Genomic DNA, 24,551 nt, shown 5'->3' with positions numbered 1-24,551 from the left:
CGGCATAGGCTCGGCATCGTGAATGCCGAGCACCCCACCTCCCTGCCTGTTGACGTGCCTTCTGACGAGCGCGCCGACGAGCGCACCGTCGACGCCCGTTGTGACGCCTACGTCGTCGAGTACGCCGCGCTCGACCCGATCGCGGCGACCTACTACGGCATCGAGGGGTACGACCACCTCCTCACCGACTACTCCCCCGCCGGGTTCGCCGCGCGCGAGGAACTCGCCCGCCGGGCTCTGGCCGACGTCGCGGCGCTGACCCCGGTCGACGCCCGCGAGGCCGTGGCGAAGGCGGCGTTCCTGGAGCGCGTCGGGCTGCAGGTCGAGCTGAGCGAGGCCGGTCACGAGCGCTGCGCCCTGAGCGTCATCGACTCCCCCCTGCACTCGATCCGCTCGGTCTTCGACCTGATGCCGACCGAGGGCACCGAGGCGTGGGAGAAGATCGTCGCGCGTCTCGAGGCCGTCCCCGCCACGTTGGAGGGGTACCGGGTGACTCTGGCCGAGGAAGCTGCCCGCGGCCACGTCGTCGCAGCGCGGCAGTACACCGAGGTCGCGGCCCAGGTGGAGCGCTGGACCGGCCAGACCGGCTCGGGAGACTTCTTCGTCGACCTGGCAGCAGGTGCCGACGCCGAGGGAGCACTGCGCACCGGGCTGGAGAAGGCGGCCCGTGCCGCGTCGCGTGCGCTGGCCGAGTTCGGCATGTTCCTCGACGACGAGATGGCACCCCAGGGTCGTCGCAACGAGGCGGTGGGCCGTGAGCACTACGCCCTCGCCTCCCGTGCCTTCCTCGGCGCGGAGATCGACCTCGAGGAGACCTACGCCTGGGGCTGGGCCGAGCTGGCCCGGATCAAGGCCGACATGGACGTCACGGCCGACGCGATCGTGCCCGGCGCCGACCTCGCCGCGGCCGTTGCCCACCTCGACGCCGACCCGGCCCGTCGAATCGAGGGCGGCGAGGCGTTCCGCGCCTGGATGCAGGATCTGGCCGACCGCACCGTCGAGGCACTGGCAGACACCCATTTCGACATTCCTGCCCCGGTGCGCACCATCGAGTGCTGCCTGGCCCCGACCAACGACGGCGGCATCTACTACACCGGCCCCAGCGAGGACTTCTCCCGCCCGGGACGCATGTGGTGGTCGGTGCCCGAGGGCATCACCTCCTTCACCCCGTGGCGCGAGACCACCACCGTCTTCCACGAGGGCGTCCCCGGTCACCACCTGCAGATCGGCCAGACCGTCCACCGTGCTGAACTCCTCAACCGTTGGCAGCGCACCATGTGCTGGGTCTCGGGCCACGGCGAGGGCTGGGCGCTGTACGCCGAGCACCTGATGGACGAACTCGGTCACCTCTCCGACCCCGCCGACCGTCTCGGTTTCCTCGACGCCCAGGCGCTGCGTGCGGCCCGCGTCGTCGTCGACCTCGGCATGCACCTGGAGTTGGAGATCCCGACCGACAACCCGTTCGGTTTCCACCCCGGCGAGACCTGGACCCCCGCCCTGGGCCTGGAGTTCATGGGCGAGCACACCCAGCTCGACGCCGCGACGTTGAAGTTCGAGGTCGACCGCTATCTCGGCTGGCCCGGACAGGCACCGTCGTACAAGGTCGGCGAGCGTATCTGGCTCGCAGCCCGCGACGAGGCCCGTGCTCTGGCCGGCGACGCCTTCGACCCCAAGACCTTCCACTCCCGCGCCCTCGACCTCGGGTCGATGGGCCTGGACCCGCTGCGCGCCGCCCTGCGCGCCCTCTCCGAGGAGAACGACGCATGAGCACCCCCACCACCGGCGTCCGGCCCTCCATGACGCTGGTCCTGGCCTCGCAGTCCCCGTCCCGGCTCAAGACGCTGCGCACCGCCGGCGTCGAGCCGGTCGTGATCGTCTCCGGCGTCGACGAGGACCAGCTGAGCGGGCTCGCTCCCGCGCCGCTGGCCCAGGCATTGTCGGAACTGAAGTGCGCCGCCGTGGTGGCCGTGCTGCCCGAGCACGACGAGGTGCCGGAGGGTGCCCTGGTGCTGGCCTGCGACTCGGTCCTCGAACTCGACGGCGAGGCGCTCGGCAAGCCGGAGTTCCCCGAGGTCGCGGTGCAGCGGTGGCAGCAGATGCGCGGGCGCTCCGGTGTCCTGCACACCGGTCACACCCTCACCGACACCGCCTCGGGCCGCACCGTCACCGCGACCTGCTCGACGACCGTGCACTTCGCCGACGTCGACGACGACGAGATCGCTGCCTACGTGGCCACCGGCGAACCGCTCTGGGTGGCTGGTGCCTTCACCCTGGAGGGGTACGCGGCGGCATTCGTCACCGGGATCGAGGGCGATCACCACAACGTCGTCGGGGTGAGCCTGCAGACGGTGCGCACGCTGGTGCGTGAGCTGGGCCATTCCTGGACCGGGCTCTGGACCCCGCAGAGTTGAACGTCAGGGTTGAACGTCAGGCGTGAGAGATCACGCCGTGCGGCGGGCCGGCGCGGACTCCGCGTCGGTCTCACCGGTCGCGACGGCGCCGTCGAGGGTGACCACCGGCTGCGAACCGGTGGTGACGGCCAGGCCTTCACGCGGGAAGACGTACTGACGCAGCAGCGCGAACCGGGCGGCGGTACCGATACCAAGACCGATCACGTTGGCCGAGATGTTGTCCGAGACGGCGTCGTCGAGGCCCAGCGCGCCGCGACTGATCCAGAGGCAGGCCATCGGGATCAGCATGGTCGCGAAGTTGATGACGATGAACGCCGTGCGGCCGCCGTCCTTGTGCCGTACGTCGCGCTCGGCGAAGGCCCAGTTACGGGTGCCGCGGAAACTGATCACCATGCCGACGGTGTTGGCCAGCACGTAGGCCAGCTGCGGGTGACCGTTGAGCGGGGCCTCGAAGAAGGGGCCACCGTGGACCAGCGCATTGAAGATCACGAAGGCCACAGCAGTGGCGAGAGCACCGACGGTGAGGAACTTGCTGAGCTCCCCAGCGAGTCGTCGACGCAGATCTGCCATGACTCGATGGTAAGCGTCGGGTTGCGCCGAGACGGCAACGACGTGGCTGTGACGTGAACATCTTGTATGAGCAATGTCCCCGAATTCAGCCACGCCGTCGCAGGTGGTCAGCGTTCGCCGTTCACTCGACCGGCAGCCCCAGACCTCGCGCGATCAGCATCCGCTGCACCTCGCTGGTCCCCTCACCGATCTCCAGGATCTTGGCGTCACGGTAGAAGCGCGCCACCGGGTACTCCTCCATGAATCCGTACCCGCCGAAGACCTGGGTGGCGATCCGCGTGGCGGTCACCGCCGACTCCGAGGTGTACAGCTTCGCCACCGACGCGGCCTGCTTGAACTCGGCCACCTGGGCGGCGGAGAGTGCGCGACCCTGCGCGACGACGGCGTCCATCCGGTCCTTCATCGAAGCTGCCCGGTAGGTGAGCAGGCGCGAGGCCTCGAGCATCACCTGGAGGTCGGCGATCTGGAACGCGACGCCCTGCTTGCGTCCGATCGGCCCACCGAACGTCTGGCGCTCCCCGGCGTAGGTCAGTGACATGTCGAGGCAGGCCTGGATGCATCCGAGCGCGAGTGCGGAGATGGCGACGCGGCCGTCGTCGAGCGTCGCGAGGAATTGGGCGTAGCCACGCCCCCGGGCGCCGAGCAGGTTCTCCTCGGGCACGCGGACGTCAACGAACGACAACGGATGGGTGTCGGAGATGTGCCAACCGAGCTTGTCGTAGCCCGGTTCGGCAGTGAATCCGGGGGTGCCCGCGGGCAGCATGATCGCGGAGATCTCGGGCCGTCCGTCGGGACGGGTGCCGGTGCGGGCAGTGACCGTGACGAGCGAGGTGATCGCGGAGCCGGAGTTGGTGATGAACTGCTTGGACCCGTTCACCACCCACTGGCCGTCGATGATCTCCGCCCGCGTGCGGGTGGCACCGGCGTCGGAGCCAGCACCGGGTTCGGTGAGACCGAAACCGGCCAGGCGCTGGCCGGCGACGAGGTCGGGGAGCCACTCCTTCTTCTGCGCCTCGGTGCCGTAGGTGAGGACCGGGTTGATGCCCAGCCCGACCGCTGCTTCCAGCGTGATTCCCATGGCCTGGTCGACGCGGCCGATCTCCTCGATCGCGATGCACAGGGAGGTGAATCCGCCGTCCTCGCCCGCCAGGCCGGCGCCGCCGAACTCCTCGGGGGCAGTGAGCCCCATGAGGCCGAGGTCGCCCATCTTCTGCACGACGTCGCTCGGGAAGTGGTGGTCGGAGTCCCACTGCGCGACGTGAGGTGCGATCTCGGCCTCGGCGAACTCCCGGACACTGCGGCGGAACTCTTCGTGCTCACGGCTCAACTCGTACGTCATGGCGGCAGCGTAGAGCACTAGTTAGCGTTCGTTAACCCATCTCGGCAGATCACGTGACGGCGGTCTCGATCTCACGCCCAGTTGGGGGTGATAACGGTTTGGTGACCGACCAGTACCCGAACCCTTGTCGGAGTACCCCTGTGAGCGGCCATACAATCGCCAACGGCGTGCCCCACGCATGCCTCACAGATCGGTACTCCGAGGAGATTTCGTGCCCGAGATCAAGCCCCTGCAGAAGGTTCTCATCGCCAACCGCGGTGAGATCGCCGTCCGCGTCATCCGCGCCGCCAAGGACGCCGGCATCGCCTCCGTGGCTGTCTACGCCGACCCCGACCGCGACGCGCTCTTCGTGCGTCAGGCCGACGAGGCCTACGCGCTCGGTGGCGCCACCCCGGCCGAGACCTACCTCGACATCGCCAAGATCATCGACGTCGCGAAGAAGTCGGGCGCCGACTCCGTCCACCCCGGCTACGGCTTCCTGGCCGAGAACGCCCAGTTCGCCCAGGCCGTGCTCGACGCCGGTCTGATCTGGATCGGCCCGTCCCCCGAGGCGATCGACGCCCTCGGCGACAAGGCCAAGGCCAAGCACATCGCCCAGAAGGCGAACGCTCCGCTGGCCCCCGGCACCAAGGACCCGGTCGAGAACGCCGACGAGGTCGTCGCGCTGGCCAAGGAGTTCGGCCTCCCGATCGCCATCAAGGCGGTCTTCGGTGGTGGCGGTCGTGGCCTCAAGGTCGCCCGCACCCTCGAGGAGATCCCCGAGCTGTTCGAGTCCGCCACCCGCGAGGCCATCGGCGCCTTCGGTCGCGGCGAGTGCCTCGTCGAGAAGTTCCTCGACCGTCCCCGCCACGTCGAGACCCAGTGCCTGGCCGACCAGTACGGCAACGTCGTGGTCGTCTCGACCCGCGACTGCTCGCTGCAGCGTCGCCACCAGAAGGTCGTCGAGGAGGCTCCGGCCCCCTTCCTGACCGACGAGCAGGTCGAGCGCCTCTACGAGTCGTCCAAGGCCATCCTCAAGGAGGCCGGCTACGTCGGCGCCGGAACCTGTGAGTTCCTGGTCGCCGCCGACGGCACCATTTCCTTCCTCGAGGTCAACACCCGCCTCCAGGTGGAGCACTGCGTCTCCGAAGAGGTCACCGGCATCGACCTCGTCCAGGAGATGTTCCGCATCGCCGCTGGCGAGGAGCTCGGCTACGGCGACCCGGAGATCAAGGGCCACGCCATCGAGTTCCGCATCAACGCCGAGGACGCCGGTCGCAACTTCATGCCGGCCCCCGGCACGCTGACCGAGTGGGCGCCGCCGAGCGGCCCCGGTGTCCGCCTCGACTCCGGTTACGAGAAGGGCGAGACCATCCCGGGCGCGTTCGACTCCCTGGTGGCCAAGCTCATCGTCTCCGGCAAGGACCGCACCCAGGCGATCGCTCGTTCCAAGCGCGCCCTGAGCGAGTTCAAGGTCGACGGCATGCCGACGATCATCCCGTTCTTCGAGAAGGTTCTCGACGTCCCGGCCTACGTGGGCTCCTCGAACAAGTCCGGTGAGGGCTCGTTCGACGTCTACACCACCTGGATCGAGGCCGAGTTCGTCAACGACATCGCTCCCTACGGTGGCGAGGCCGGAGAGGCCGAGGAGGCCGGCGAGCGCCAGAAGGTGGCCGTCGAGGTCGACGGTCGTCGTATCGAGGTCGTCCTCCCCGCCGGTCTCGGTGGTCTGGGCGGCGGCGCTGCTGCGTCGTCGGCCAAGAAGCCGAAGCGCGCGGGCAAGAAGGCCGGTGCCGCTGTCTCCGGTGACGCCGTCGCCTCCCCGATGCAGGGCACCGTCGTCAAGATCGCCGTCGAGGAGGGCCAGGAGGTCGCCGAGGGCGACGTCGTCGTGGTCATCGAGGCGATGAAGATGGAGCAGCCGCTCAAGGCCCACAAGGCTGGCGTCGTGACCGGCCTCAAGGCCGAGGTCGGCGCCACTGTCGGCAACGGCGAGGTCATCTGCGAGCTCAAGGACTGATCCACCTCGGATCGTCGCGAAGGGCCGTCTCCTGCGGGAGGCGGCCCTTCGCCGTTCCGCCCCGTTCCCCCCTCTCCTTCCCTCCCTCGCTTCCCACCAGGAGTTCCCGTGACCGCGAACGACACCCCCCTCTCCCTGCGTTACTTCCTCGACGAGCGTGGCGTCCTCGCCGGTGCCCACACCGTCCCGAGCACCGCCGACGACGCTGCCGCACAGGCCTCCGGTCAGGCCTCCCCACAGCTCGCCCTGCTGCTGGCCGACGACGCGTCCCAGCTGCGCCTGACCGCCAACGAGTCCCACGGCCTGCTCACCACCTGGTACGCCCTGCTGAGCGGCCCTGACGGCCTGCCCGCCGAAGAGATCCAGGTCGTCCTCCCCAGCGACTCCAGCCGCCTCGACGTCACCTTCGCCGAGCCCGTCCCCGCCTCCTCGCTGGCATGGGTGGAGTTGCCCGACGAGACCCCGGTGATCGTGGCCGAGCACCGGATCACTGCCCCGGAGCCCGCCGCCGCAATGCTCGAGCCGTTCGCCGCCGCCGCCACCGCTCTCGCGGACAAGCTGCACGCCCTGGCCTCCATGCCGCCGGCCCAGAATCAGGAGTTCATCGCAGAGCAGCCGTACGGCGTCGCGACCCCGCTCGTGGACGCCGTCCTGGCGAGCGTCCCCGCCTGCGACGTCACCCAGGTCGTGGCCAGCCACTTCATCTGGAGCGGCATCATGGAGCAGGGCTACCGCCCCGACATCAGCTTCAACACCCTGGAGACCCTCGCTGCGCGCGCGGGACGTTCCGCGGCGATGCACGCGGCCTTCGGTGCCGCCAGCGACCTCGCGGTCGAACTCCTCGGTGGCCAGGGCCCTTCGCCGCTGTTGCAGGAGGCGACCTCGCTGGTCGCCACCGCCACCGGAGTCGAGGAGGACAAGGTCCTCCCCCTCACCGAGAGCGTCGCGGAGCACTTCTTCCGTCACCTGCAGGTCGTGGTGGCCAGCGCCGTCCTGTACGACGTCGCGAGCCCCAACGACATGCAGCCGCCGCTGCGTGCGTGGCTGATGGCTCTGGAGGGACCGGGCGAGGAGTTCGGCGACTCCACGGCCGACTGACACGATGGCACCGAACGCGTCGTCCCCCACACCCTCCACCCACAGGAGTCCTTCCGTGCCCGACCAGCCCGACCAGTCCGACCAGACCGCGTCCGAGCCCGCCCTGTCCCTGCAGTTCTTCCTCGCCGAGGACGGCTCCCTGGCCGGCGCCCACACCGTCGGACTCGCCGCCCGTGGCGTGCCCGAGGTCCTGCTCCCGATGCGCGGCACCGACGCACCCCAGGGCTGGGCGCTGACGGTCGGCGAAGTCCACGACCTGCTGCACGGCTGGATCGACGACGCCGTCACCGGTGAGTTCACCGCTGGCACCTCGATCGACGCCGTGCTCCCCTCCGACGACGCCACCCTGCACCTGCGCGTCTCCGCCCCGCTCACCGTCGGCGACGTCGAGGGCGCTGAGGGAACCGACGACCCGACCCGTACGGTCCACGTCGTCGAGTGGACCGTCACCCCGGGCCCCTCGCCCCGCCCGTTGGCCCCCGAGATGGCCGACTACCTCGTCGGCGCCGTCAACGGCCTGCGTCTGGCGGCGGGTCTGGCAACCGTCCCGGAGGACGAGTTCGACTTCTCCGCGACCGCTCCGTACGCGATCGGCACCCCGATGATCGAGGCGCTCTCCGCGTCCGTGCGATCCATGTCCCCCTCGCAGGTCTCCACCTGGCACGCCGCCTGGATGGAGCTGCTCGACGGCGGCTACCGCCCCGACATCGCGCTGGCCACTTGCGACACCCTGGCCCGCCGCGTGGGTCGTGGAGACGCCTGGGACGCCGCCTACGCCCACGCTGACGAGGTCGCGAAGGAAATCCTGGGCTCCGACGGCCCCTCGGAGACCCTGATGGAGACCTGTGCACTGCTCTTCGAGCAGGTCGGCGTCGAGGACGAGGAGACCCAGCAGCTGCTGCTGGGCCGGATCGCCGTCATGCTGCACGACCAGGTCCGCACCCTGCTGACGTTCCCCGTGGTCGAGGACGTCGCCGACGAGGAGGTCAGCGTCCCGCCGCTGCAGGCGTGGTTCGCGGGCCTCACCCTCGACAACTCTCCGCTGGTGGCCTCCGAGGAGGAATGACCTCCAGCCACGTACGACGACAGGGCCGCCGCTCCCGAGAGGAGTGGCGGCCCTGCCGTTCGTGGTGGCTGTGGCTGTGGCCGGTCAGTCGACGATCGTGAAGTACGTCGAACGCAGACCGAGCGCGGTGCGGAACTGGTCTCCGGTGACCTGCACCTTCGACTTCGCGCCGATCAGCGTCATCGCCTCGACCCGACCACCGAACTCGCCAGTGCCGCTGCGGCGGGTGACGGCGATCTGGGTGAGGGTGCCGATCTTGGGCCAGGCCTTCTGGACCTGGGTCAGCGGGACGGCGGTGCTCCACGAACGGACCGGGTTGCCGGTCCACGTGTCGTAGGGGTCGCTCTGCTGGATCTGGTAGGGCAGCGATCCCGCGGCGGAGACGCCACCGTTGCTGGAACCGAACTGGGTGAAGGCCGGCTTGCCGTCGTAGGTGACGATCTTCTTCGCGGTCGACTTGATCGCTGCGTCGGAGAGCTTGTTCTCCGCGCTCGCGCCGCCGTAGACCTGGCACCGGGTGGTGTCGCAGATCTGGTAGTTCTTCGACATCGGCGAGCGACGCTCGAACGCGGCGTAGGTGCGCGCGGCCACCGACTGGGCTGCCACGGCCTGCGGGTGCCAGGAGGCAGGCATCTCGAGCGGGACGACCCCACGCAGGTAGGTCTCCATGGTGACCACGTTGACGGTGTCGCGGCGGGTGGTCCCGGAAACGATCGACGAGCGCAGGGTGCCGCGGTACTGCACGACCTTGCCGGTGGGCAGGACGAGGCTGATCGGCTTGTTGGCAGCACCGAACTGGGCGTTGGCGGCCATCTTCTTCCAGGTCTTGAACGACGCGGTGGTGCTGGTGCGGAACTGGAGTGCGGTGGTGCCCTTGGCGGTGGACACGAGACGCCACTCAACGGCTCCGTTGGCCGGAAGGGTGTAGACCTTCTTGGCCTTGAGGTCGCGCACCTTGAGGCCCGAGCGGGAACGGACACGCAGTTCGTTGTCGTTGTCTGCGCTGATCTGGACCGAGACGTTGCCGCTCACGGTGCCCCAGTCGGTGCCGGGGTAGTAGAACTCGATGATCTCTGCGCTGCTGAGACCGGACTTGGCGGCTCCCTGGGCACCGTACTGGGAGAGGCCGCGGCCGTGGCCGTACCCCTTGCCCTCGATGGTCAGGGCCGGGCCGGCTGCCGGGAAACGCTCGGTCTTGGCGGTGGCGTGGGGGGCGGCCTGGAGCGGCAGCAGCAGCGCGGTGACAGCAGCGACGGCGACACCGGCGAAGCGGCGACGGCGGGGGAAGTTCGCGTTCAAGGAGTTACCTTCTGCTCATCTGTGGGACAGTCGTGGCTCCCGTGGGATGTGATGCACAAGAGAACATCACATCGGCGTGTCGCAGGTGAAATGAACGCGGTAACTACATACTTGTAGTTTTTCTTCGCCGCCTCAGCATCCCCGCCTGAGCGCTCCCCTCACGATCGACCCACAGGGCCAGGGCACTACGCTGACGACGTGACTTCGCCCACTTCCCCGCCGTCGACGGACTTCGCCCCGTTCCCGCGCGCCAGTGTGAGCGCTCCTTTCCACGGCCTCGCCACCCTGCTCATCGAGGTCGGCGAGCCGGTGCAGAGCGGCCAGGTCGTCGCGGTGCTGGAGGCGATGAAGATGGAGGCCCCGATCACCGCGCCCCGCTCCGGCGTCGTCACCGAGGTGGCCTTCGACACGAGCGCGACCGTCCAGGGCGGGGACCTCCTCCTCGTCATCGACTGACCGCAGCAAAGATCGCCCGCGCCACACCCCCAGAACGCCACAGGGCCCGACACCGTGAAGTGTCAGGCCCCGTGGCTACGCCCTGCAGAGGGCGGCGTGGATCAGAACTTGTACTCGTCGACGTGGTGCAGGCGGCGGGCCGCCTCCGCGATCGAGCCCGACATGGACGGGTAGACCGTGAACGCCTGGGCGACCTGGTCGGCGGTCAGACCGTGCGCGACAGCCAGCGACAGCGGGTGGATCAGCTCCGACGCCTTCGGGCCGACGACGACGCCACCGATGACGCCACCGGTGCCGGGACGGCAGAACAGCTTCACGAATCCGTCCTGGACGCCCTGCATCTTCGCGCGCGGGTTGCCGGCCAGAGGCAGCATGACGACCTCGGCGTCCACCTTGCCCGCGTCCACGGCCGCCTGCGAGACACCCACGGTGGAGATCTCGGGAGCGGTGAAGACGTTGGAGGAGACGGTCTTGAGGTCGAGCGGCGCGACAGCGTCACCGAGGTGGTGCCACATCGCGATGCGGCCCTGCATCGCAGCCACGGAGGCCAGCATGAAGACGCCGGTGCAGTCGCCCGCGGCGTAGACGCCGGGAGCAGAGGTGCGCGAGACGCGGTCGACGCGGATGAAGCCGCCGTCGTCGAGCAGGACACCGGCGTCCTCGAGGCCGAGGTCAGCGGTGTTCGGGATCGAGCCGAGCGCCAGGATGACGTGCGAGGCCTGGACCGAGCGGCCGTCGGAGAGGGTCACGGTGACGACGTCACCGTCGCGGGTGACGGACTCCATGCGGGACTTCGACAGGACCGTCATGCCCTTGCGCTTGGCCACGTCCTCGAGGACCGCCGAGGCGTCGGCGTCCTCGCCGGGAAGGACGCGGTCACGCGAGGAGACCAGGGTGACCGGGATGCCCAGCGCGAGGTAGGCGCAGGCGAACTCGGCACCGGTGACACCGGAACCGACCACGACCAGGCTCTCGGGGGTCTCGTCGAGGTCGTAGACCTGCTCCCAGGTGAGGATGCGCTCGCCGTCGGGCTGCGCGCTCGTCAGGGTGCGCGGGGCGGCGCCGGTGGCGACCAGGATGCTGTCGGCCGCGAGGGTCTCGGTACCACCCTCGGCGAGGTCGACGACAACCTTCTTGGCGCCGTCGAGACGGCCACGGCCACGGACGATGCGCACGCCGGCACGCTCGAGACCGGCCTGGATGTCGGCGGACTGCTCAGCGGCCAGAGCGAGGACGCGCTGGTTGATCTTCTTGAGGTCGACCTTCATGTGGCCGGTGTCGGCATCGGCGTGGTCGTCGTGGAAGGTGATGCCGAGGTCGACGGCGTGGGCCACCTGGTCCATGACCTCGGCGGCAGCGATGAGCGACTTGCTCGGCACGCAGTCAGTGAGGACGGCCGAGCCGCCCAGACCATCGGTGTCGACGACGACGACGTCCGCGCCCAGCTGGGCCGCGACGTGGGCAGCCTCGTAGCCGCCCGGGCCTCCGCCGATGATGACGACTCGGTTCATGTCGGTGCCTCTGTTCCTCTGTAGTGCTGTGTGCAGTGCTGGGGAGTGCAGTGCTGGGGGGGGAATGCAGGATCTGCTGCAGACCGGTCCTGGTGGTGACGGTACTGCGGGTGACGCATGTCGAGCAGGTCGTGCTCCTGTGGCCTCCCCCTCGGACTCGCTGAGATCACGGCCCGGGGGATACGAGGTCACGGCCAGGTCACGGCCTTGGTGCCGGAACGGGACCGGCTCCCCGCCTGCAGATGCAGGTGGGGAGCCGGGTCACGCGGTGGCCTTCGATCAGAAGTTGATCATGTGGCCGGCGATGCCTTCGACGGCCTCCTTGACGGCCTCCGACAGGGTCGGGTGCGCGAAGATGTTGCGGCCGACCTCGTCAGCGGTGAGGTCGAAGCGCTGAGCCAGGGTCAGGACCGGCATCATCTCGGTGACGTCCGGGCCGATCATGTGGGCGCCGAGGATCTCGTTGTACTTGGCGTCGGCGACGATCTTGACGAAACCAGCGGTCTCGCCCAGGCCGGCAGCCTTGCCGTTGGCGGAGAACGGGAAGACCGAGGTCTTGACGTCGTAGCCCTTGTCCTTGGCCTGCTGCTCGGAGTAACCGAACGAGCCGATCTGCGGGTGGCAGTAGGTGGCGCGCGGGATCATGTCGAAGTCGATCTCCATGGTCTCGACACCAGCCATGGTCTCGGCGGCGACGACGGCCATGGCCTCGGCCACGTGAGCGAGCATCATCTTGCCGGTGACGTCACCGATGGCCCACACGTTGGGGACGTTGGTGCGACCGCGGGCGTCGACCTTGATCGCGCCGCGCTCGGTCTCGACACCGATGGTCTCGAGGCCGTAGCCGGTGATGCGGGGAGCGAAACCGAAGGCGGCGAGCATCTTGTCGGCCTCGATGACGGTGGACTCGCCACCGGCAGCCGGGGAGACGGTGACGCGGACGCCGGAGCCGGTGTCCTCGACCTTCTCGACCTTGGTCGAGAGGAGGATCTTGACGCCCAGCTTCTTGTAGTGCTTGAGGAGCTCCTTGGAGATGTCAGCGTCCTCGGCCGGGACCATGCGGTCCGCGAACTCGACGATGGTGACGTCCACACCGAAGTTCTTCATCACGTAGGCGAACTCGACGCCGATGGCGCCGGATCCACCGATGACGATCGACTTGGGGAGCTCGGCGTCGAGGATCTGCTCCTCGTAGGTGACCACGTTCTGCGAGACCTCGATGCCCGGGAGCATGCGGACGGTCGCGCCGGTGGCGATGATCAGGTCGTTGAAGGTGAGGGTCTGGGTCTCACCGTTGTTGAGCGCCACCGAGAGGGAGGTCGGGGACGTGATGGTGCCCCAGCCGTCGACCTCGGTGATCTTGTTCTTCTTCATGAGGAAGTGGATGCCCTTGACGATCCCTGCGCTCACCTGGCGCGAACGCTTGTGCGTCGGGCCGTAGGACATGGTGGCGTCACCCTCGATGCCGTACTTGGCCTTGTCGTGGGTGAGGAGGTGCGCCAGCTCGGCGTTCTTGAGGAGAGCCTTGGAGGGAATGCAGCCAACGTTGAGGCAGACACCGCCCCAGTACTGCTTCTCCACCACGGCAACCTTCTTGCCGAGCTGGGCGGCGCGGATGGCGGCAACATAACCACCAGGGCCAGCGCCGAGGACAACAACGTCGAAGTGAGTCGCGGAGTCAGTCACGCCCACAAGGATATGCCCTCCCCTCCCAGACGCAGCACCCCCGCCCCACTCCGCACGCGCGCACGTGCGACCTGCACCACTCGCCACCCCTTCGCGCAACGCGGCTCCCCCGTTCGGGGTAGGCGTCGGTCCCTTGCGCTCACCAGGCGTGCGTCGGCGCTACGCTGCCGGACGTGAGCCTCTACGCCGCCTACGGCACCAACCTCGACCCCGCTCGGATGGGCAGCCGGTGTCCGCACTCCCCCCTGCGTGGCACGGGCTGGCTGACGGGCTGGCGCCTGACGTTCGGCGGGGAGGAGCACGGGTGGGACGGATCGCTGGCCACCCTCGTCGAGGACCCGATCGATCAGGTGTTCGTGGCGCTCTACGACGTCACCGAGGAGGACGAACTGGCCCTTGACGGCTGGGAGTCCGCCGACACCGGCCTCTACCGCAAGGCCAAGGTCCGGGTGGCGACCATGAACGGCGAGGTCCTGGCATGGACCTACGTCCTCGACGCCTACGAGGGCGGCCTGCCGAGCGCCTCCTACCTCGGCGTCATCGCAGACGCCGCCGAGGCGGCCGACGCCCCCAAGGACTACGTCGCCGCACTGCGCAACCGCCCCTGCCGCTCGATCGGCCACTGACTCCTCGGCTCCCCGAGGGACGGCGGCCGACCTCAGAACCGCAGGCGCACGTCCAGCTCGTCACGGGTCATGCCACCGGCGAAGAGCACGTCTGCAGCCAGCGAGCGCACCTGCGCCGCCACCGCGGCCCGATTGAGGGTCATCTCGTCGGTGAGCGCATCCATCGCGATCTTCACCGAGTTGATCAGCGCCTTCTCTGCCCGGGCCCGCTCGCCAGGGTCGGCGAGGACGTCCTGGAAGACGCCGACGCCTTCGGCGAGACCGTCGACGGCGGCAGCGAGGTGGGCTCCGGGGTTCTCCCCCAGTCGCATCATCGTGCCGACCCGGCGCGCCAGGACGCGGGCGTCCCGGATCGCGTTGTCGATGTCACCGAGCACGACCGTGTAGCGCTCGATGTCCTCGCGCTGGCGCCATCGGGTGGGCGAGAGGTTCGCGGCCTCGCGCGCATTGGCCGCAGTCGTGATGGCGGAGTTGATCTTTCCCTGCAGCCCACGGGCTCGCGTCAGGGCGGCCTGCGCCGCAGCGGGGTCGGCGTTGCGCATCGACTCGGCCAGGGTCGTCAACACACCTTGGAGCGAGGCGAGCAGGGGGCGAACCTCCAGGTCGAGGTCGCGTCGGGCGTTGCGGGGGAACAGCACCAGCAGCACGAGTGCTGCCAGACCACCGACGAGCGAATCGGCGAAGCGGGTGACGGCAGGGTTGGCGGCCCCCACGACGGGGACGATGGCCGTCAGCAGCACACCTGAGTTGGCGGCCTGGGTGAGAGCGACGCCCTTGAGGCCACTGAACACGGCCGAGGCAGTGACCAGCACGACGACGAGAGCCAACTGCCAGGTGCCTCGGCCGATGACGTGGATGAGGCCCTCGGTGACGAGGACACCGATCGCGACACCGAGGATCAGGTCGACGAGCATGCGATGCCTCAGTCCGACGCCTCCGAGCAGCACCACCACGGCTGCCACGGGCGCGAAGAATGCCTGTTCGTGGCCCAGCACGTGGGTGGAGAAGGCGTAGGCCAGAGCGGTGGCGCCTGCGAGGCGCACCAGCAGTCGCCACCGTCCGCGAACCAGACGGAGGCGTTCTGCCAGCGTCAGTTTGGGGAGGACGGCGGGCAGGTGGGGGAAGGGTCGGTCTGCTGCCACGCCCCGATCCTCCCGCTGCGGCGCGAGCACGCGCAAACGTTTGGCCCCGGCGTAACCCCGGCGTGACACGGCGGGAGTGACCTCAGGCGCAGGCGAACGACTCCTGTGGCGAGCGCCACAGATGGATGAAACATGGACGACATCGGACAGAGGTCGAGAGGCCCCACGTGTAACGACTCCGCATCGGCACCTCACGGAAGGCTTCGCCGGCGTGCTGCTGCAGCACTCGCCTGCCTACGATCGACCCGTGACCGAGAACGATCCCTTCGCCCTGGCCGACCAGGCCGCCGCCACCCTCCGGGAACTGACCGGAGTCGAGAGCCACGACACTGCACTCGTCCTCGGGTCCGGCTGGCTCCCCGCCGTCGACGCGCTGGGACCCGCCACCGCCGAGATCAACACCACCGACCTGCCCGGCTTCCACGCTGCCGGTGTCCAGGGACACTCCGGCAAGATCCGCTCGATCAAGGTCGGCGACAAGAACGTCCTCGTCTTCCTGTCCCGCACTCACTTCTACGAGGGCAAGGGCGTCCGCGCCGTCGTCCACCCGGTCCGCACCGCTGCCGCCGCCGGGTGCCGCGCGATCGTGCTGACCAACGGCTGTGGCGGACTCAACCCCGCCTGGGCCCCCGGCACCCCGGTCCTGATCAGCGACCACATCAACTCCACGGGCCACTCCCCCATCGAGGGCGCCAACTTCGTCGACCTCACCGACCTGTACTCGCCGCGCCTGCGCGAGATCGCCCAGCAGATCGACCCGACCCTCGACGAGGGCGTCTACGTCCAGACCCCGGGCCCGCACTACGAGACCCCGGCCGAGATCCGCATGTTCCGCACCTGGGGCGCTGACCTCGTCGGCATGTCCACCACGCTGGAGGCGATCGCCGCCCGCCAGTCCGGTCTGGAGATCCTGGGCATCAGCCTGGTCACCAACGCCGCCGCCGGCATGACCGGCGAGCCCCTGAACCACGAAGAGGTTCTCGAGGCCGGCCGGTCCGCCGCCACCCGCATGGGTTCGCTGCTCACCCAGCTGGTTCCGCAGATCTGATGCGCGTCCTCCTGACCGGTGCGGCCGGCTCGATCGGCCGCACCGTCGGACCCGCGCTCGTCGCGGCCGGCCACGACGTCGTCGGTGTCGACCTCGTCGACGCCTCGTGGAGCGGTGCGGTGGCGTGGCACGTCGGGGACTGCTCCGACGCTGCCTGGACCGACTCGGTGCTCGCGGCCGTGGTGCCCGACGCTGTGGTCCACCTCGCCGGGCACCCCGACGAACTCGACCTGCTCGGGTCGTTCACCTCGCACGTGCTCACCACCACTGTCCTGCTGGACGCGATGGTCGCGCACGGTGTGCAGCGCTTCGTCTACGCCTCCTCCAACCACGCGGTGGGGCGTACGGTCCGCACAGAGCTCACCGACGGCGTCCTCGGCGTCGACGCCCGTCCGCGCCCCGACACGTTCTACGGAGTGGGCAAGGTGGCGGCCGAAGCGGTGATGAGTCTCTACGCCGACCGCCACGGCATCGACGCGGTGGCCTGCCGGATCGGTTCGTTCCTGGAGCGGCCCACCACGCGTCGTCACCTGGCGACGTGGCTCTCCCCCGGCGACTGTGTCCGGATGGTCGTCGCGGCGCTCACCGCCGAGGCTCCGGGCTTCGCGGTGTTGTACGGCGTCTCGGCCAACACCGACGGCTGGTGGGACCTCGAGCCCGGCCTGGCGTTGGGCTACTCCCCCGTCGACGACGCGGCTGTCTTCGCCGACGAGCTGCCCGCGCGCGACGAGGACGAGTTCGAGGCTCTGCACCCCGGTGGCCCGTTCGCCGGGGAGCAGTACCACCGCCGCGGCGTCCCGCTCACCTGAGCCGACCTGCAGGCCATCCCCGCAGGCCAGTCCCGAGAACGACGAAGGGCCGGAACTCCTCGGAGTTCCGGCCCTTCGTGCGTGCTACGTCAGATCACGTGGTCAGGTCACTTCTTGACCTTGTAGGTCTTGGTAACCTTCTTGGCAGCCTTCAGGTTCTTGTCGCCTGCGTAGGTGACGGTCACCTTGTAGGTGCCCTTCTTGCCAGCCTTGGGAAGCGCGACGGTGACGGTGCCCTTCTTCAGCGAGGCCTTCTTGACGACGGCCTTCTTCTTGTTGGGGGCCTTGATCGAGACCTTCACCTTGCCGGTTGCCTTGAGCGAGCCCGACGCGACGGAGACCTTGACCTTGCCGGCCTTCTTGATCGTGGCCTTCTTGGTGACCTTGAGAGTGGTCTTGGGGGTGGCCTTCACGACGGTCGCGGTGATGTTGCCCGCAGCCGATGCGGTGAAGCGGCTGCCGGCAGCCGGAGCGAACGATGCGGTGTAGGTCTTCTTGCCGGGCGTGAGGCCGGTGAGCTTCAGGGTGGCGACGCCGCCCTTGACGGCTGCGGAGCCGACGACCTTGCCACCGGTCTTGAAGGAGACCTTTCCGGCGACGCCCGGGGTGACCTTGGCGGTCAGGGTGACGGCACGCGGGGTCTTGACGTTGGCGCTGAGCCCGGTCTTCGTCGCGAAGCTGACCGCGAACGCCGGAGTGCGGCCCTCCTGCAGCGGGCTGACCTTGCCGTGGGCCGGCGCGGTCAGGATCTCGTACTTCTTCGACGGGTCGATCTTGGAGGTGGGCACGGTGACGAACCCGGTGACGTTCTTGCCGACGAACGCGGCAGTGGTGAGGTAGATGGTGTGGATCGTCGAAGCGGTACCGGTCTCGGTGTCCATCTTCCAGTCGATACGGCCGCCGGCCTCGACCAGCGAGGCGTAGATACCGGCGTTGCCGGGGTCGACGTTGGTGCCCTGGATCTTGATGGTGGTGAAGTCATCGTCGACGGAGTCGACCGAAGCAGTCACGGTCGGCTTGGAGACCGGGGCGAAGGCCGACACCGATGCCTGGATCTCAGCGGGCGCCTTGTTGGCGTCACTGGTCGCCCCGGACTTGTAGAACGAGCCACGCAGGTCGGCGTGGAGGGCACCGAGGAACTCGGGGTGGAAGGAGGCACCCTCGTTCGGCAGTGCCGGCTTGGTGTCGGTGGCCGGAGCGGAGACACCCAGCGCGATCGCCTCGGCGGAGCCGTGCGGAAGCACACCCTCGAAGTCGGGGGTCGCGGTGATCGAGCCGTTCTCGTCAACCACGGCGTCGGAGAACTCGGCAACGACGACGCGCTTGGCCGGCATCGCGAAGGTGGGATCGGTGCGGGTTCCGGTGGAGCCGACCGTGGCCTCGAGGCGGCCGTCACCGTCAGCCTCGACGACCAGACGGGGACGGACGATGTCGATCGAGTACAGCATCGAGCCGCCGAAGCCGAAGCCAGCGTTGACCGCGCCGCCGAACTGGATGATGCGGTCGCCGTCCGGCGCCACCTCGGCCGCGACGACCGGGAAGACCAGCTGCTTGGCCGCGTTGTCGACCGATGCCCCGCCGGTGGCGGTCTTGGTACCGAGGTGGCCGTACGCCATGGTCGACAGGCCCCAGCGCAGATCGTCGGTGACGACCGCGTCAGCGTTGGCGGGCGCAGCGAGAACTGCGCCGGTGCCGACGACGAGAGCGCTCGTCACAGCGGCAGCGATTCCGCGCCGCAGGGTGCTCGTGGTGGTCTTCATTGGTTTCCTTTCAGGGTTCCGGCTCGGGCCGCAGCAGGAGCCGCTGTGATCGCAACCGGTCCCCGAGGGAACGGTTGTCGCGGATTTCACCGGCGAACCGGTGGGAGGGGTCAGGAGGGGCGCCGACGCGGAGTCGGTGCCAGGAGCACGGCGGCGGCGGCGAGGAGGAGGCCGCCTCCGACCCACCACCCCGCCTCGGCGTCGGTGGTCGCGGAGGTGAGGGTGGCGTGCAGAGCACCGACGTCGGACGTCACCGTGGTGTGCGGTCCGAACGCCTGGTACGACGGCTCAGCAGCCGACGGCACGGGGCCGCTGGCGGACGGGACCGTGGTGGGCTGGCCTGCGGTCTGGGCCGACGGCAGCGGATCCGGGACTGCCGGACCGGGCGAGGGCACGACGTTCCCGGTCGGAGCAGGAGTCGTTCGGCCGGGGGTGTCGACGTCCGACGGGGCGGGCGGCAGGACCACCGCGTTGCTGGGCTTGGCGCTCGGCTTGCTCTTCGGCGGGACGGTCTCCCCCGGCACGTCGGGCAGGCGGCCGTTCCACCCGGCCTGGATGGGCGCCGGGAGCTTGGTCCAGTCGGACTGCAGTCCGGTCGAGTACCAGAACTGGTCGGTGTTGAGCGGCACGAGATAGGTGATGAGGCTCTGCGGGAATGATCCCCAGCCTTCGCCGGTACGACGTTGCGGCTCGGAACCCTTGATCTTGACCCCGGCGTAGTCGGGCGTGACGACCACGCCGTCCTCGGTCACGTCGACGTCGCTGAGGTCCGCCACCGTGACCCGCTTGGGCACGGCAGGGTCCCACTGCTTGGGGTTGTTGCGGTCGGCGATCCATCCACCTGCGGTGGCGGTCACGGTGCCCTTGCCGTTCGTCACGCGCATCTCGGGGTCGGTGAGGGTGAAGACGGTGTTGCCGCCGTAGTAGACGACCGTGAACGTGCCCTTCCACCGGATCGAGGCGTCGTCAGCAGCCGGGTTCACCGTGCCCTGGCCGGACACGAAGTTCACCCGGTGACCACTGAAGGGACCGTAGAGGCCGATGGGCGCGTCGTGAGCGTCGGTACGGATGCCCTTCCACGTGGCGGTCCGCCACGCACCGGAGGCGTCCTGCTTCTGGACCGTGACGTTGCCAGCCTTGGCCGACCAGCGGCTCTCGGTCAGCTCGACGCCACCTCGTCCCGGGTTGGCCACGCCAGCGCCCAGGAAGTTGGGAGCTCCGACGTTGTGCGACATCGCATTGGTCTGCTGCGACAAGGCCCAGTTGAACTGGGCGTCATCGACCACCAGTTCGGTGTCCGCCTCCTCCGGCGCGGGGTCCTCCGTCGGTACGGGAGAGGCCGTGGGCGAGAGCGAAGGCGAGGGTGAGGGTGAGGGCGCGTCGGTGGGCAGCGGCTCAGGGCTCGGGTCGTCAGAGGGCTGCGCGGGCTCGGTGACGACGGGCGTCTCCACCGCACCGGCCGACGTCGTTCCGGCCAGGCCGAGGCCGAGCGAGCTGATTCCCAGGACCAGCGCAGTCAGACCCGCGCCGAGTCGGAGGTCAGGAGTTCTGCGCACGACGGCCCCCTCGCAGTCGGAACAGGGTGAAGACGACCGCGCCGACGAACAGGAGCCCGGCTGCGCCGGCGAAGATGTTGGCCGCGGTGAAGAAGTTCTTCTCCTCCTCGGCTGCCGCCGGCGTCCCCGCATCGGTGCGCTGGACGCCGAACTTGACGGTCGCGTCGGCCGAGGCGCCGAAGAGACGCAACTGGTGGGTCCCGCCCGCGGTCTCTGCGGGGATCTGGATGACACCGCTGGCCCGACCGTCCGCACCGGCCACGAACGGGCCGACCGCGGCGGCGCCGTCGTCGAGAACGACGGTGAACTGCTCACCGGGCACGAGGTTGGTCCCGGTGAACGACATGGCACGCCCGGAGACAGCCGCAGCGTGGTCCACGGTCAGGGCCGGCTGGACCGACCCCGTGGGGGCACTCTCGTCCTTCCCCTTCTTCCCGGTGTCAGCAGCCGTTTCGGGGGCCGTCCCGGAGCTCGGGGCCACGGACGGTGCCGTCGTGGGAGCAGCGGTGGGCGCGGTGCCGGGCGTCTGGGCGGTCCCTGCGGGGGCCTGCGGCTCGTTGCCGCGCGCGAGGTCGGTGAGCTTCACCGGGGTGAAGGTCTCGTTCGATGCGTTCTTGACTCCGTGGGCGCCGATCGTGATGACACCGCAGGTGACCTTGCGGCAGTCGACGGTGGTGGCGGAACCGTTGCGGCCCACAGCCTGGAACTTCGGGCCGGGGACGACGATCTTCGTCGACCAGTTGCCGTTCTTGTCCATGGTGCCGCCGTTGGCCGCCGCGGCGGTGTTGGAGCCCGGGAAGGCGACGTAGCGCTGGAATCCGGCGTTGTCCTTGGTCTCCTCGTCGGGGACGTAGACGTAGTTGACGCCGGACTTGCCGCCCTGGGACGGCTTCCACTTGCCGTTGACGGTGCCGAACCAGACGTACACACCGCCGTGGCCGCCCTTGAGGGACTGGAAACCCTTCCCGCTCACGGTGAGGGTGGTGGAGTAGGTGGAGTCCATCACGGCACCCTTGCCGTCGGCGTCCACAGTGACGTTGCCAGCCGCCTGGGCAGGGGCCGCCATGACGACGGAAGCGGCTGCGAGACCGAGGGCGCCGCTCAGCGCGACGCGGCGTCCCGGGCGAGTGTTCAGCGAGCGATGCTGCACTGTTCCTCCTCAGCGGTGCGGTGCTCGGTGGTGCGGTGGTCAGTGGTGCGGTGGACGCTGGTGCGCAGTGGGACGACCATCAGGTGTCCGGCGTGCTCGACCACGTGGCAGGGGTGCTCGTAGACCTCGGAGACGAGCTCTGAGGTGAGGACGTCGTGCGGGGTTCCGCAGGCGCGGATCCGGCCGCCGGAGAGGACCGCGATGCGGTCGGAGTAGGCGGCGGCGAGGCTGAGGTCGTGGAGCACCACGACGACCGCTGCACCGCGGTCGGCGCTGTCGCGGGCCTGACGCAGCAGGCCTTCCTGGTGCTTGATGTCGAGGGCGGCGGTGGGCTCGTCGAGCAGGTGCACCTCGACGTCCTGGGCCAGGAGGCGGGCGAACGCGACGCGGGCCTGCTCGCCACCGGAGAGGGTGGGGACGACGCGGTCGGAGAGGTGGGTGACGTCGGCGACGTCCATCGCCCAGTCGACCATCTCGTCGTCGGCGTCGGCCTTCTCGGTGCGATGCCAGACCGATCGGCCCATTTCCACGACCTCGCGGGCACGGAAACCGAACGCCAGGGACTGCTTCTGCACCAGGACGGCGCGGCGGCGGGCCAGCGCGAGCGGCTTCTGACCGGCGACGGCGACACCGTCGAGCTCGACGGTGCCTGCGGTCGGCTCGAGGTCTCCCGACAGGACCGACAGGAGGGTGGACTTGCCGGCGCCGTTGGGGCCGACGAGTGCGACGACCTCACCGTGGCGGATGTCGAGGTCGACTCCGGTCAGGACGTGGTTGCTGCCGAACGTCACCTCGACGCCACGCGCGCAGAGCGCCGCGGTGTGCGTGCGGTCGGTGTGGGTTTCAGTGGTGCGCGTGGACATCAGGCCCAGCCTCCTGCGCTGCGACGGGCGCCACGGAGGAGCCAGAAGAAGATCGGTCCACCGACCAACGAGGTGACCATGCCGATCGGCAGGTCGGCGTAGGCGATGGCGTTGCGGGCGAACTGGTCGGCCAGGACGAGCAGCAGGGCGCCGCCCAGGGCACTGGCCGGGACGAGTGCGCGGTGTCCGGGTCCGACGACCATGCGGAGCAGGTGCGGGACGATCAGACCGACGAACGCGATGATGCCGGCGAAGGCGACGGCACCGGCGGTGAGCACGGCAACGACGACGATCGCGACACCTCGCAGGCGGTCGACGTCGACACCGACGTGACGGGCCGACTTGTCGCCGAGGGCGAGCAGGTCGAGCTTGCGGGCGATCAGGCAGGAAGCCACCAGTCCGACCAGGACGACCGGAACGACCACCCAGAGCTGAGCGGTGCGGGCCCCGTTGAGGGAGCCCATCTGCCAGAAGATGATCTCCTCACGCGAGGAGGTGTCGCCGGCGAACATCAGGAACGCCAAGGCGCCTCCGGCCATCGCGTTGACCGCGACGCCGGTGAGGACGAGGGTGACGACCTCGGTACGGCCGTTGCTGCGGGCCATCAGGTAGACGAGGACAGTGGTGAGCAGGCCGCCCACGAAGGCGCCGATCGCAACCGTCCACTCGCCGAAGAAGTCCCAGCCGAAGACGATCGTCGCTGCGGCCACGACGGCCGCACCGGAGGAGACACCGACGGTGCCGGGCTCGGCGAGTGGGTTGCCGAAGACGCCCTGCATGACGGCACCGGCGGTGGCCAGGGCGGCACCGACGAGGGCCGCCATGAGCAGACGCGGGAACCGGACGTTCCACAGCGTGCTGTCGCCCTGCGGGTGTGTGGGGACGGTGCCCCAGTCGAGACCGATCTTGTGCCAGATCGACCCCAGGACCTCGCCGGCCGGGATCTCGAGCTGGCCGGTTCCTGCGCCGATGACCATGCAGACGGCCAGCACGGCCGCCAGGACGAGCAGCACGCCACGACGGTTGCCCGCAGTGGGTGCGAGCGGAAGCTGCAGACTCACTCGAACGCCTCCGGGGCGATCACGGCGACGGCGAGCGCGTTGAGGACCTCCGCGGTGGCCGGGCCGTAGCCCAGCACCAGGGAGTCCGCGACGGTGACGATGCGCTTGTTCTGTCCGGCTGCGGTGTTGGCCAGCGCGGGCCACTTCTCCAGCAGGCCGTCGACACCTCCGGCGGACTCGAGTCCGCCGGTCATCATGACGATCAGTTCGGGCGCGGCAGCGACGAGACCCTCGCTGGTGACCGACTTCATCCCGCTCCAGTCGATCTCCTCGGCGACGTCGTAGGCGCCGATCGAGTCGATGAGGTCGTCGGCGGCCGAGCCCTTGCCGAACATGTAGTAGACGCCGGCGTTGCCGCGGGCGTAGAGGAAGATCGTGCGCAGACGCTGGTTCTTGTCGGCGGGCGCCTGGGCCTCGATCTGGGCAGAGACCTCGGCGATCTCGGCGTCGACGCGCGCGGCGAGCTTCTCACCGGCCTCGGGGATGCCCAGGGCGGTGGCGGTGGTGCGGGTGAGGTCACCGACGTTGGCCAGGCTGCGGTCGGACTCGACCCAGACCACGGGGATCCCGGAGTCCTCCATCTGCCGGAGGACGTCGACGGGGCCCAGGGTGGTGTCGGAGAGGATCACGCTGGGGTTGAGCGCGAGGATCGCCTCGGCGTTGAGGTCGTGGGCCGACGGGGTGACCAGCGGCAGGTCCTTGGCCTCGGGGAACGTGGTGGAACGGTCGCGTCCCACGACGTTGTCGCCCAGGCCGAGCTCGAAGACGGTGCGCGCCAGGGTGCCGTAGAGGTCGAGGGCGAGGATCCGCGAGACGTCGGTGACGACGACCTTGTTGCCCTGGGCGTCGGTGACCTTCGCGGGCAGGGCCGGCGTGGGGTTCTCGACGACGGGGACGACGGCGCTGTCAGCGATCTCGGCGTTGATGACGCCGCTGTAGGAGCGCGGGTCGGCGGCGGGCGTGACGTCCGCGATCGCCGGAGCGACCTTCCCTTCAGCCCGCTCCCCCTGCTCTCCTCCGCCGCCACCGCACGCGGTGAGCACCAGTGTCGTCGCCACGAGGGCGGCGACGGTCCTGAAGGAACGCAGAGCGGACATTGAG

General features: G+C 69.4%; 21 protein-coding genes. 9 read left to right on the top strand and 12 right to left on the bottom strand.

Annotation, left to right across the window (positions count from 1 at the left end; translation table 11 throughout):
- Positions 1-18: 18 nt before the first annotated feature.
- Together EOV43_RS04135 and EOV43_RS04130 are read left to right on the top strand one after the other, a co-directional pair.
- Complete coding sequence (locus EOV43_RS04135; RefSeq protein WP_239022223.1) at positions 19-1,767, top strand: DUF885 domain-containing protein; 1,749 nt, start codon at positions 19-21, stop codon at positions 1,765-1,767.
- Positions 1,764-2,411 carry a Maf family protein gene (locus EOV43_RS04130; RefSeq protein ID WP_239022222.1) on the top strand — a complete coding sequence of 216 codons (648 nt, stop codon included), beginning with the start codon at positions 1,764-1,766 and terminating at the stop codon, positions 2,409-2,411. The genes EOV43_RS04135 and EOV43_RS04130 overlap by 4 nt, the downstream gene beginning before the upstream one ends.
- Positions 2,412-2,441: 30 nt before the next feature.
- Here EOV43_RS04130 and EOV43_RS04125 read toward each other — a convergent pair whose 3' ends face one another.
- Positions 2,442-2,981 (bottom strand): GtrA family protein, encoded by a 540-nt coding sequence (locus EOV43_RS04125; RefSeq protein WP_128219811.1) that lies wholly within the window; start codon positions 2,979-2,981, stop codon positions 2,442-2,444.
- Between the two features lie 121 nt (positions 2,982-3,102).
- Entirely contained in the window at positions 3,103-4,320 is a 1,218-nt protein-coding gene (locus EOV43_RS04120) for an acyl-CoA dehydrogenase family protein (RefSeq protein WP_128219810.1), read from the bottom strand.
- A gap of 178 nt (positions 4,321-4,498) precedes the next feature.
- Here EOV43_RS04120 and EOV43_RS04115 point away from each other — a divergent pair, with 178 nt between their 5' ends.
- The 3 genes from EOV43_RS04115 (at position 4,499) to EOV43_RS04105 (ending at position 8,483) form a co-directional block, all read left to right on the top strand.
- Positions 4,499-6,319, top strand: coding sequence for an acetyl/propionyl/methylcrotonyl-CoA carboxylase subunit alpha (locus EOV43_RS04115; protein WP_128219809.1), 1,821 nt, complete (start codon positions 4,499-4,501; stop codon positions 6,317-6,319).
- Between the two features lie 108 nt (positions 6,320-6,427).
- Positions 6,428-7,417 carry a hypothetical protein gene (locus EOV43_RS04110; RefSeq protein WP_128219808.1) on the top strand — a complete coding sequence of 330 codons (990 nt, stop codon included), beginning with the start codon at positions 6,428-6,430 and terminating at the stop codon, positions 7,415-7,417.
- Between the two features lie 55 nt (positions 7,418-7,472).
- Positions 7,473-8,483, top strand: coding sequence for a hypothetical protein (locus EOV43_RS04105; protein WP_128219807.1), 1,011 nt, complete (start codon positions 7,473-7,475; stop codon positions 8,481-8,483).
- A gap of 84 nt (positions 8,484-8,567) precedes the next feature.
- Here the strand turns inward: EOV43_RS04105 and EOV43_RS04100 are convergent, their stop codons facing one another.
- Positions 8,568-9,782 (bottom strand): SpoIID/LytB domain-containing protein, encoded by a 1,215-nt coding sequence (locus EOV43_RS04100; RefSeq protein WP_128219806.1) that lies wholly within the window; start codon positions 9,780-9,782, stop codon positions 8,568-8,570.
- A 198-nt stretch (positions 9,783-9,980) separates the two neighbouring features.
- On the opposite strand from EOV43_RS04100, the gene EOV43_RS04095 reads away from it, so the two are divergent.
- Positions 9,981-10,238 (top strand): biotin/lipoyl-containing protein, encoded by a 258-nt coding sequence (locus tag EOV43_RS04095; RefSeq protein ID WP_128219805.1) that lies wholly within the window; start codon positions 9,981-9,983, stop codon positions 10,236-10,238.
- 101 nt (positions 10,239-10,339) lie between these two features.
- On the opposite strand, the gene EOV43_RS04090 is transcribed toward EOV43_RS04095, so the two are convergent.
- Positions 10,340-11,785 carry an NAD(P)H-quinone dehydrogenase gene (locus EOV43_RS04090; protein WP_277745793.1) on the bottom strand — a complete coding sequence of 482 codons (1,446 nt, stop codon included), beginning with the start codon at positions 11,783-11,785 and terminating at the stop codon, positions 10,340-10,342.
- Positions 11,786-12,028: 243 nt separating this feature from the next.
- Entirely contained in the window at positions 12,029-13,435 is a 1,407-nt protein-coding gene (lpdA, locus tag EOV43_RS04085; RefSeq protein WP_128219803.1) for a dihydrolipoyl dehydrogenase, read from the bottom strand.
- 173 nt (positions 13,436-13,608) lie between these two features.
- Here lpdA and EOV43_RS04080 point away from each other — a divergent pair, with 173 nt between their 5' ends.
- Complete coding sequence (locus EOV43_RS04080) at positions 13,609-14,061, top strand: gamma-glutamylcyclotransferase family protein (RefSeq protein WP_128219802.1); 453 nt, start codon at positions 13,609-13,611, stop codon at positions 14,059-14,061.
- Between the two features lie 32 nt (positions 14,062-14,093).
- On the opposite strand, the gene EOV43_RS04075 is transcribed toward EOV43_RS04080, so the two are convergent.
- On the bottom strand, positions 14,094-15,203 hold the full coding sequence (locus EOV43_RS04075; protein WP_164878714.1) for an FUSC family protein: 1,110 nt from the start codon (positions 15,201-15,203) through the stop codon (positions 14,094-14,096).
- Positions 15,204-15,450: 247 nt separating this feature from the next.
- Between EOV43_RS04075 and EOV43_RS04070 the strand changes: the two genes are divergently transcribed.
- The gene (locus tag EOV43_RS04070; RefSeq protein ID WP_239022220.1) at positions 15,451-16,251 is read left to right on the top strand and encodes a purine-nucleoside phosphorylase; all 801 of its coding nucleotides are present in this window, start codon (positions 15,451-15,453) and stop codon (positions 16,249-16,251) included.
- Positions 16,251-17,060 (top strand): NAD-dependent epimerase/dehydratase family protein, encoded by an 810-nt coding sequence (locus tag EOV43_RS04065; RefSeq protein WP_128219799.1) that lies wholly within the window; start codon positions 16,251-16,253, stop codon positions 17,058-17,060. Before EOV43_RS04070 ends, EOV43_RS04065 begins: the two co-directional genes overlap by 1 nt.
- Before the next feature lie 107 nt (positions 17,061-17,167).
- Here EOV43_RS04065 and EOV43_RS04060 read toward each other — a convergent pair whose 3' ends face one another.
- The 6 genes from EOV43_RS04060 to EOV43_RS04035 all read right to left on the bottom strand — a co-directional run bounded on the left by EOV43_RS04060 (position 17,168) and on the right by EOV43_RS04035 (position 24,547).
- Positions 17,168-18,820 carry an Ig-like domain repeat protein gene (locus EOV43_RS04060; RefSeq protein WP_128219798.1) on the bottom strand — a complete coding sequence of 551 codons (1,653 nt, stop codon included), beginning with the start codon at positions 18,818-18,820 and terminating at the stop codon, positions 17,168-17,170.
- A 110-nt stretch (positions 18,821-18,930) separates the two neighbouring features.
- Positions 18,931-20,376, bottom strand: coding sequence for a hypothetical protein (locus tag EOV43_RS04055; RefSeq protein ID WP_128219797.1), 1,446 nt, complete (start codon positions 20,374-20,376; stop codon positions 18,931-18,933).
- Positions 20,360-21,526, bottom strand: a complete 1,167-nt coding sequence (locus EOV43_RS04050) for a hypothetical protein (protein WP_128219796.1) — start codon at positions 21,524-21,526, stop codon at positions 20,360-20,362. Before EOV43_RS04050 ends, EOV43_RS04055 begins: the two co-directional genes overlap by 17 nt.
- Positions 21,508-22,389 (bottom strand): heme ABC transporter ATP-binding protein, encoded by an 882-nt coding sequence (locus EOV43_RS04045; protein ID WP_128219795.1) that lies wholly within the window; start codon positions 22,387-22,389, stop codon positions 21,508-21,510. Before EOV43_RS04045 ends, EOV43_RS04050 begins: the two co-directional genes overlap by 19 nt.
- Positions 22,389-23,450 carry a FecCD family ABC transporter permease gene (locus EOV43_RS04040; RefSeq protein WP_239022219.1) on the bottom strand — a complete coding sequence of 354 codons (1,062 nt, stop codon included), beginning with the start codon at positions 23,448-23,450 and terminating at the stop codon, positions 22,389-22,391. The genes EOV43_RS04045 and EOV43_RS04040 overlap by 1 nt, the downstream gene beginning before the upstream one ends.
- The gene (locus tag EOV43_RS04035) at positions 23,447-24,547 is read right to left on the bottom strand and encodes a heme/hemin ABC transporter substrate-binding protein (protein ID WP_128219793.1); all 1,101 of its coding nucleotides are present in this window, start codon (positions 24,545-24,547) and stop codon (positions 23,447-23,449) included. Before EOV43_RS04035 ends, EOV43_RS04040 begins: the two co-directional genes overlap by 4 nt.
- Positions 24,548-24,551 lie beyond the last annotated feature (4 nt).

Origin of the sequence: Nocardioides yefusunii (assembly GCF_004014875.1) — a bacterium.
GTDB lineage: Bacteria > Actinomycetota > Actinomycetes > Propionibacteriales > Nocardioidaceae > Nocardioides > Nocardioides yefusunii.
The sequence above is the reverse complement of the archived record's forward strand: the minus strand, read 5'-3'. Positions and strand labels throughout refer to the sequence as shown.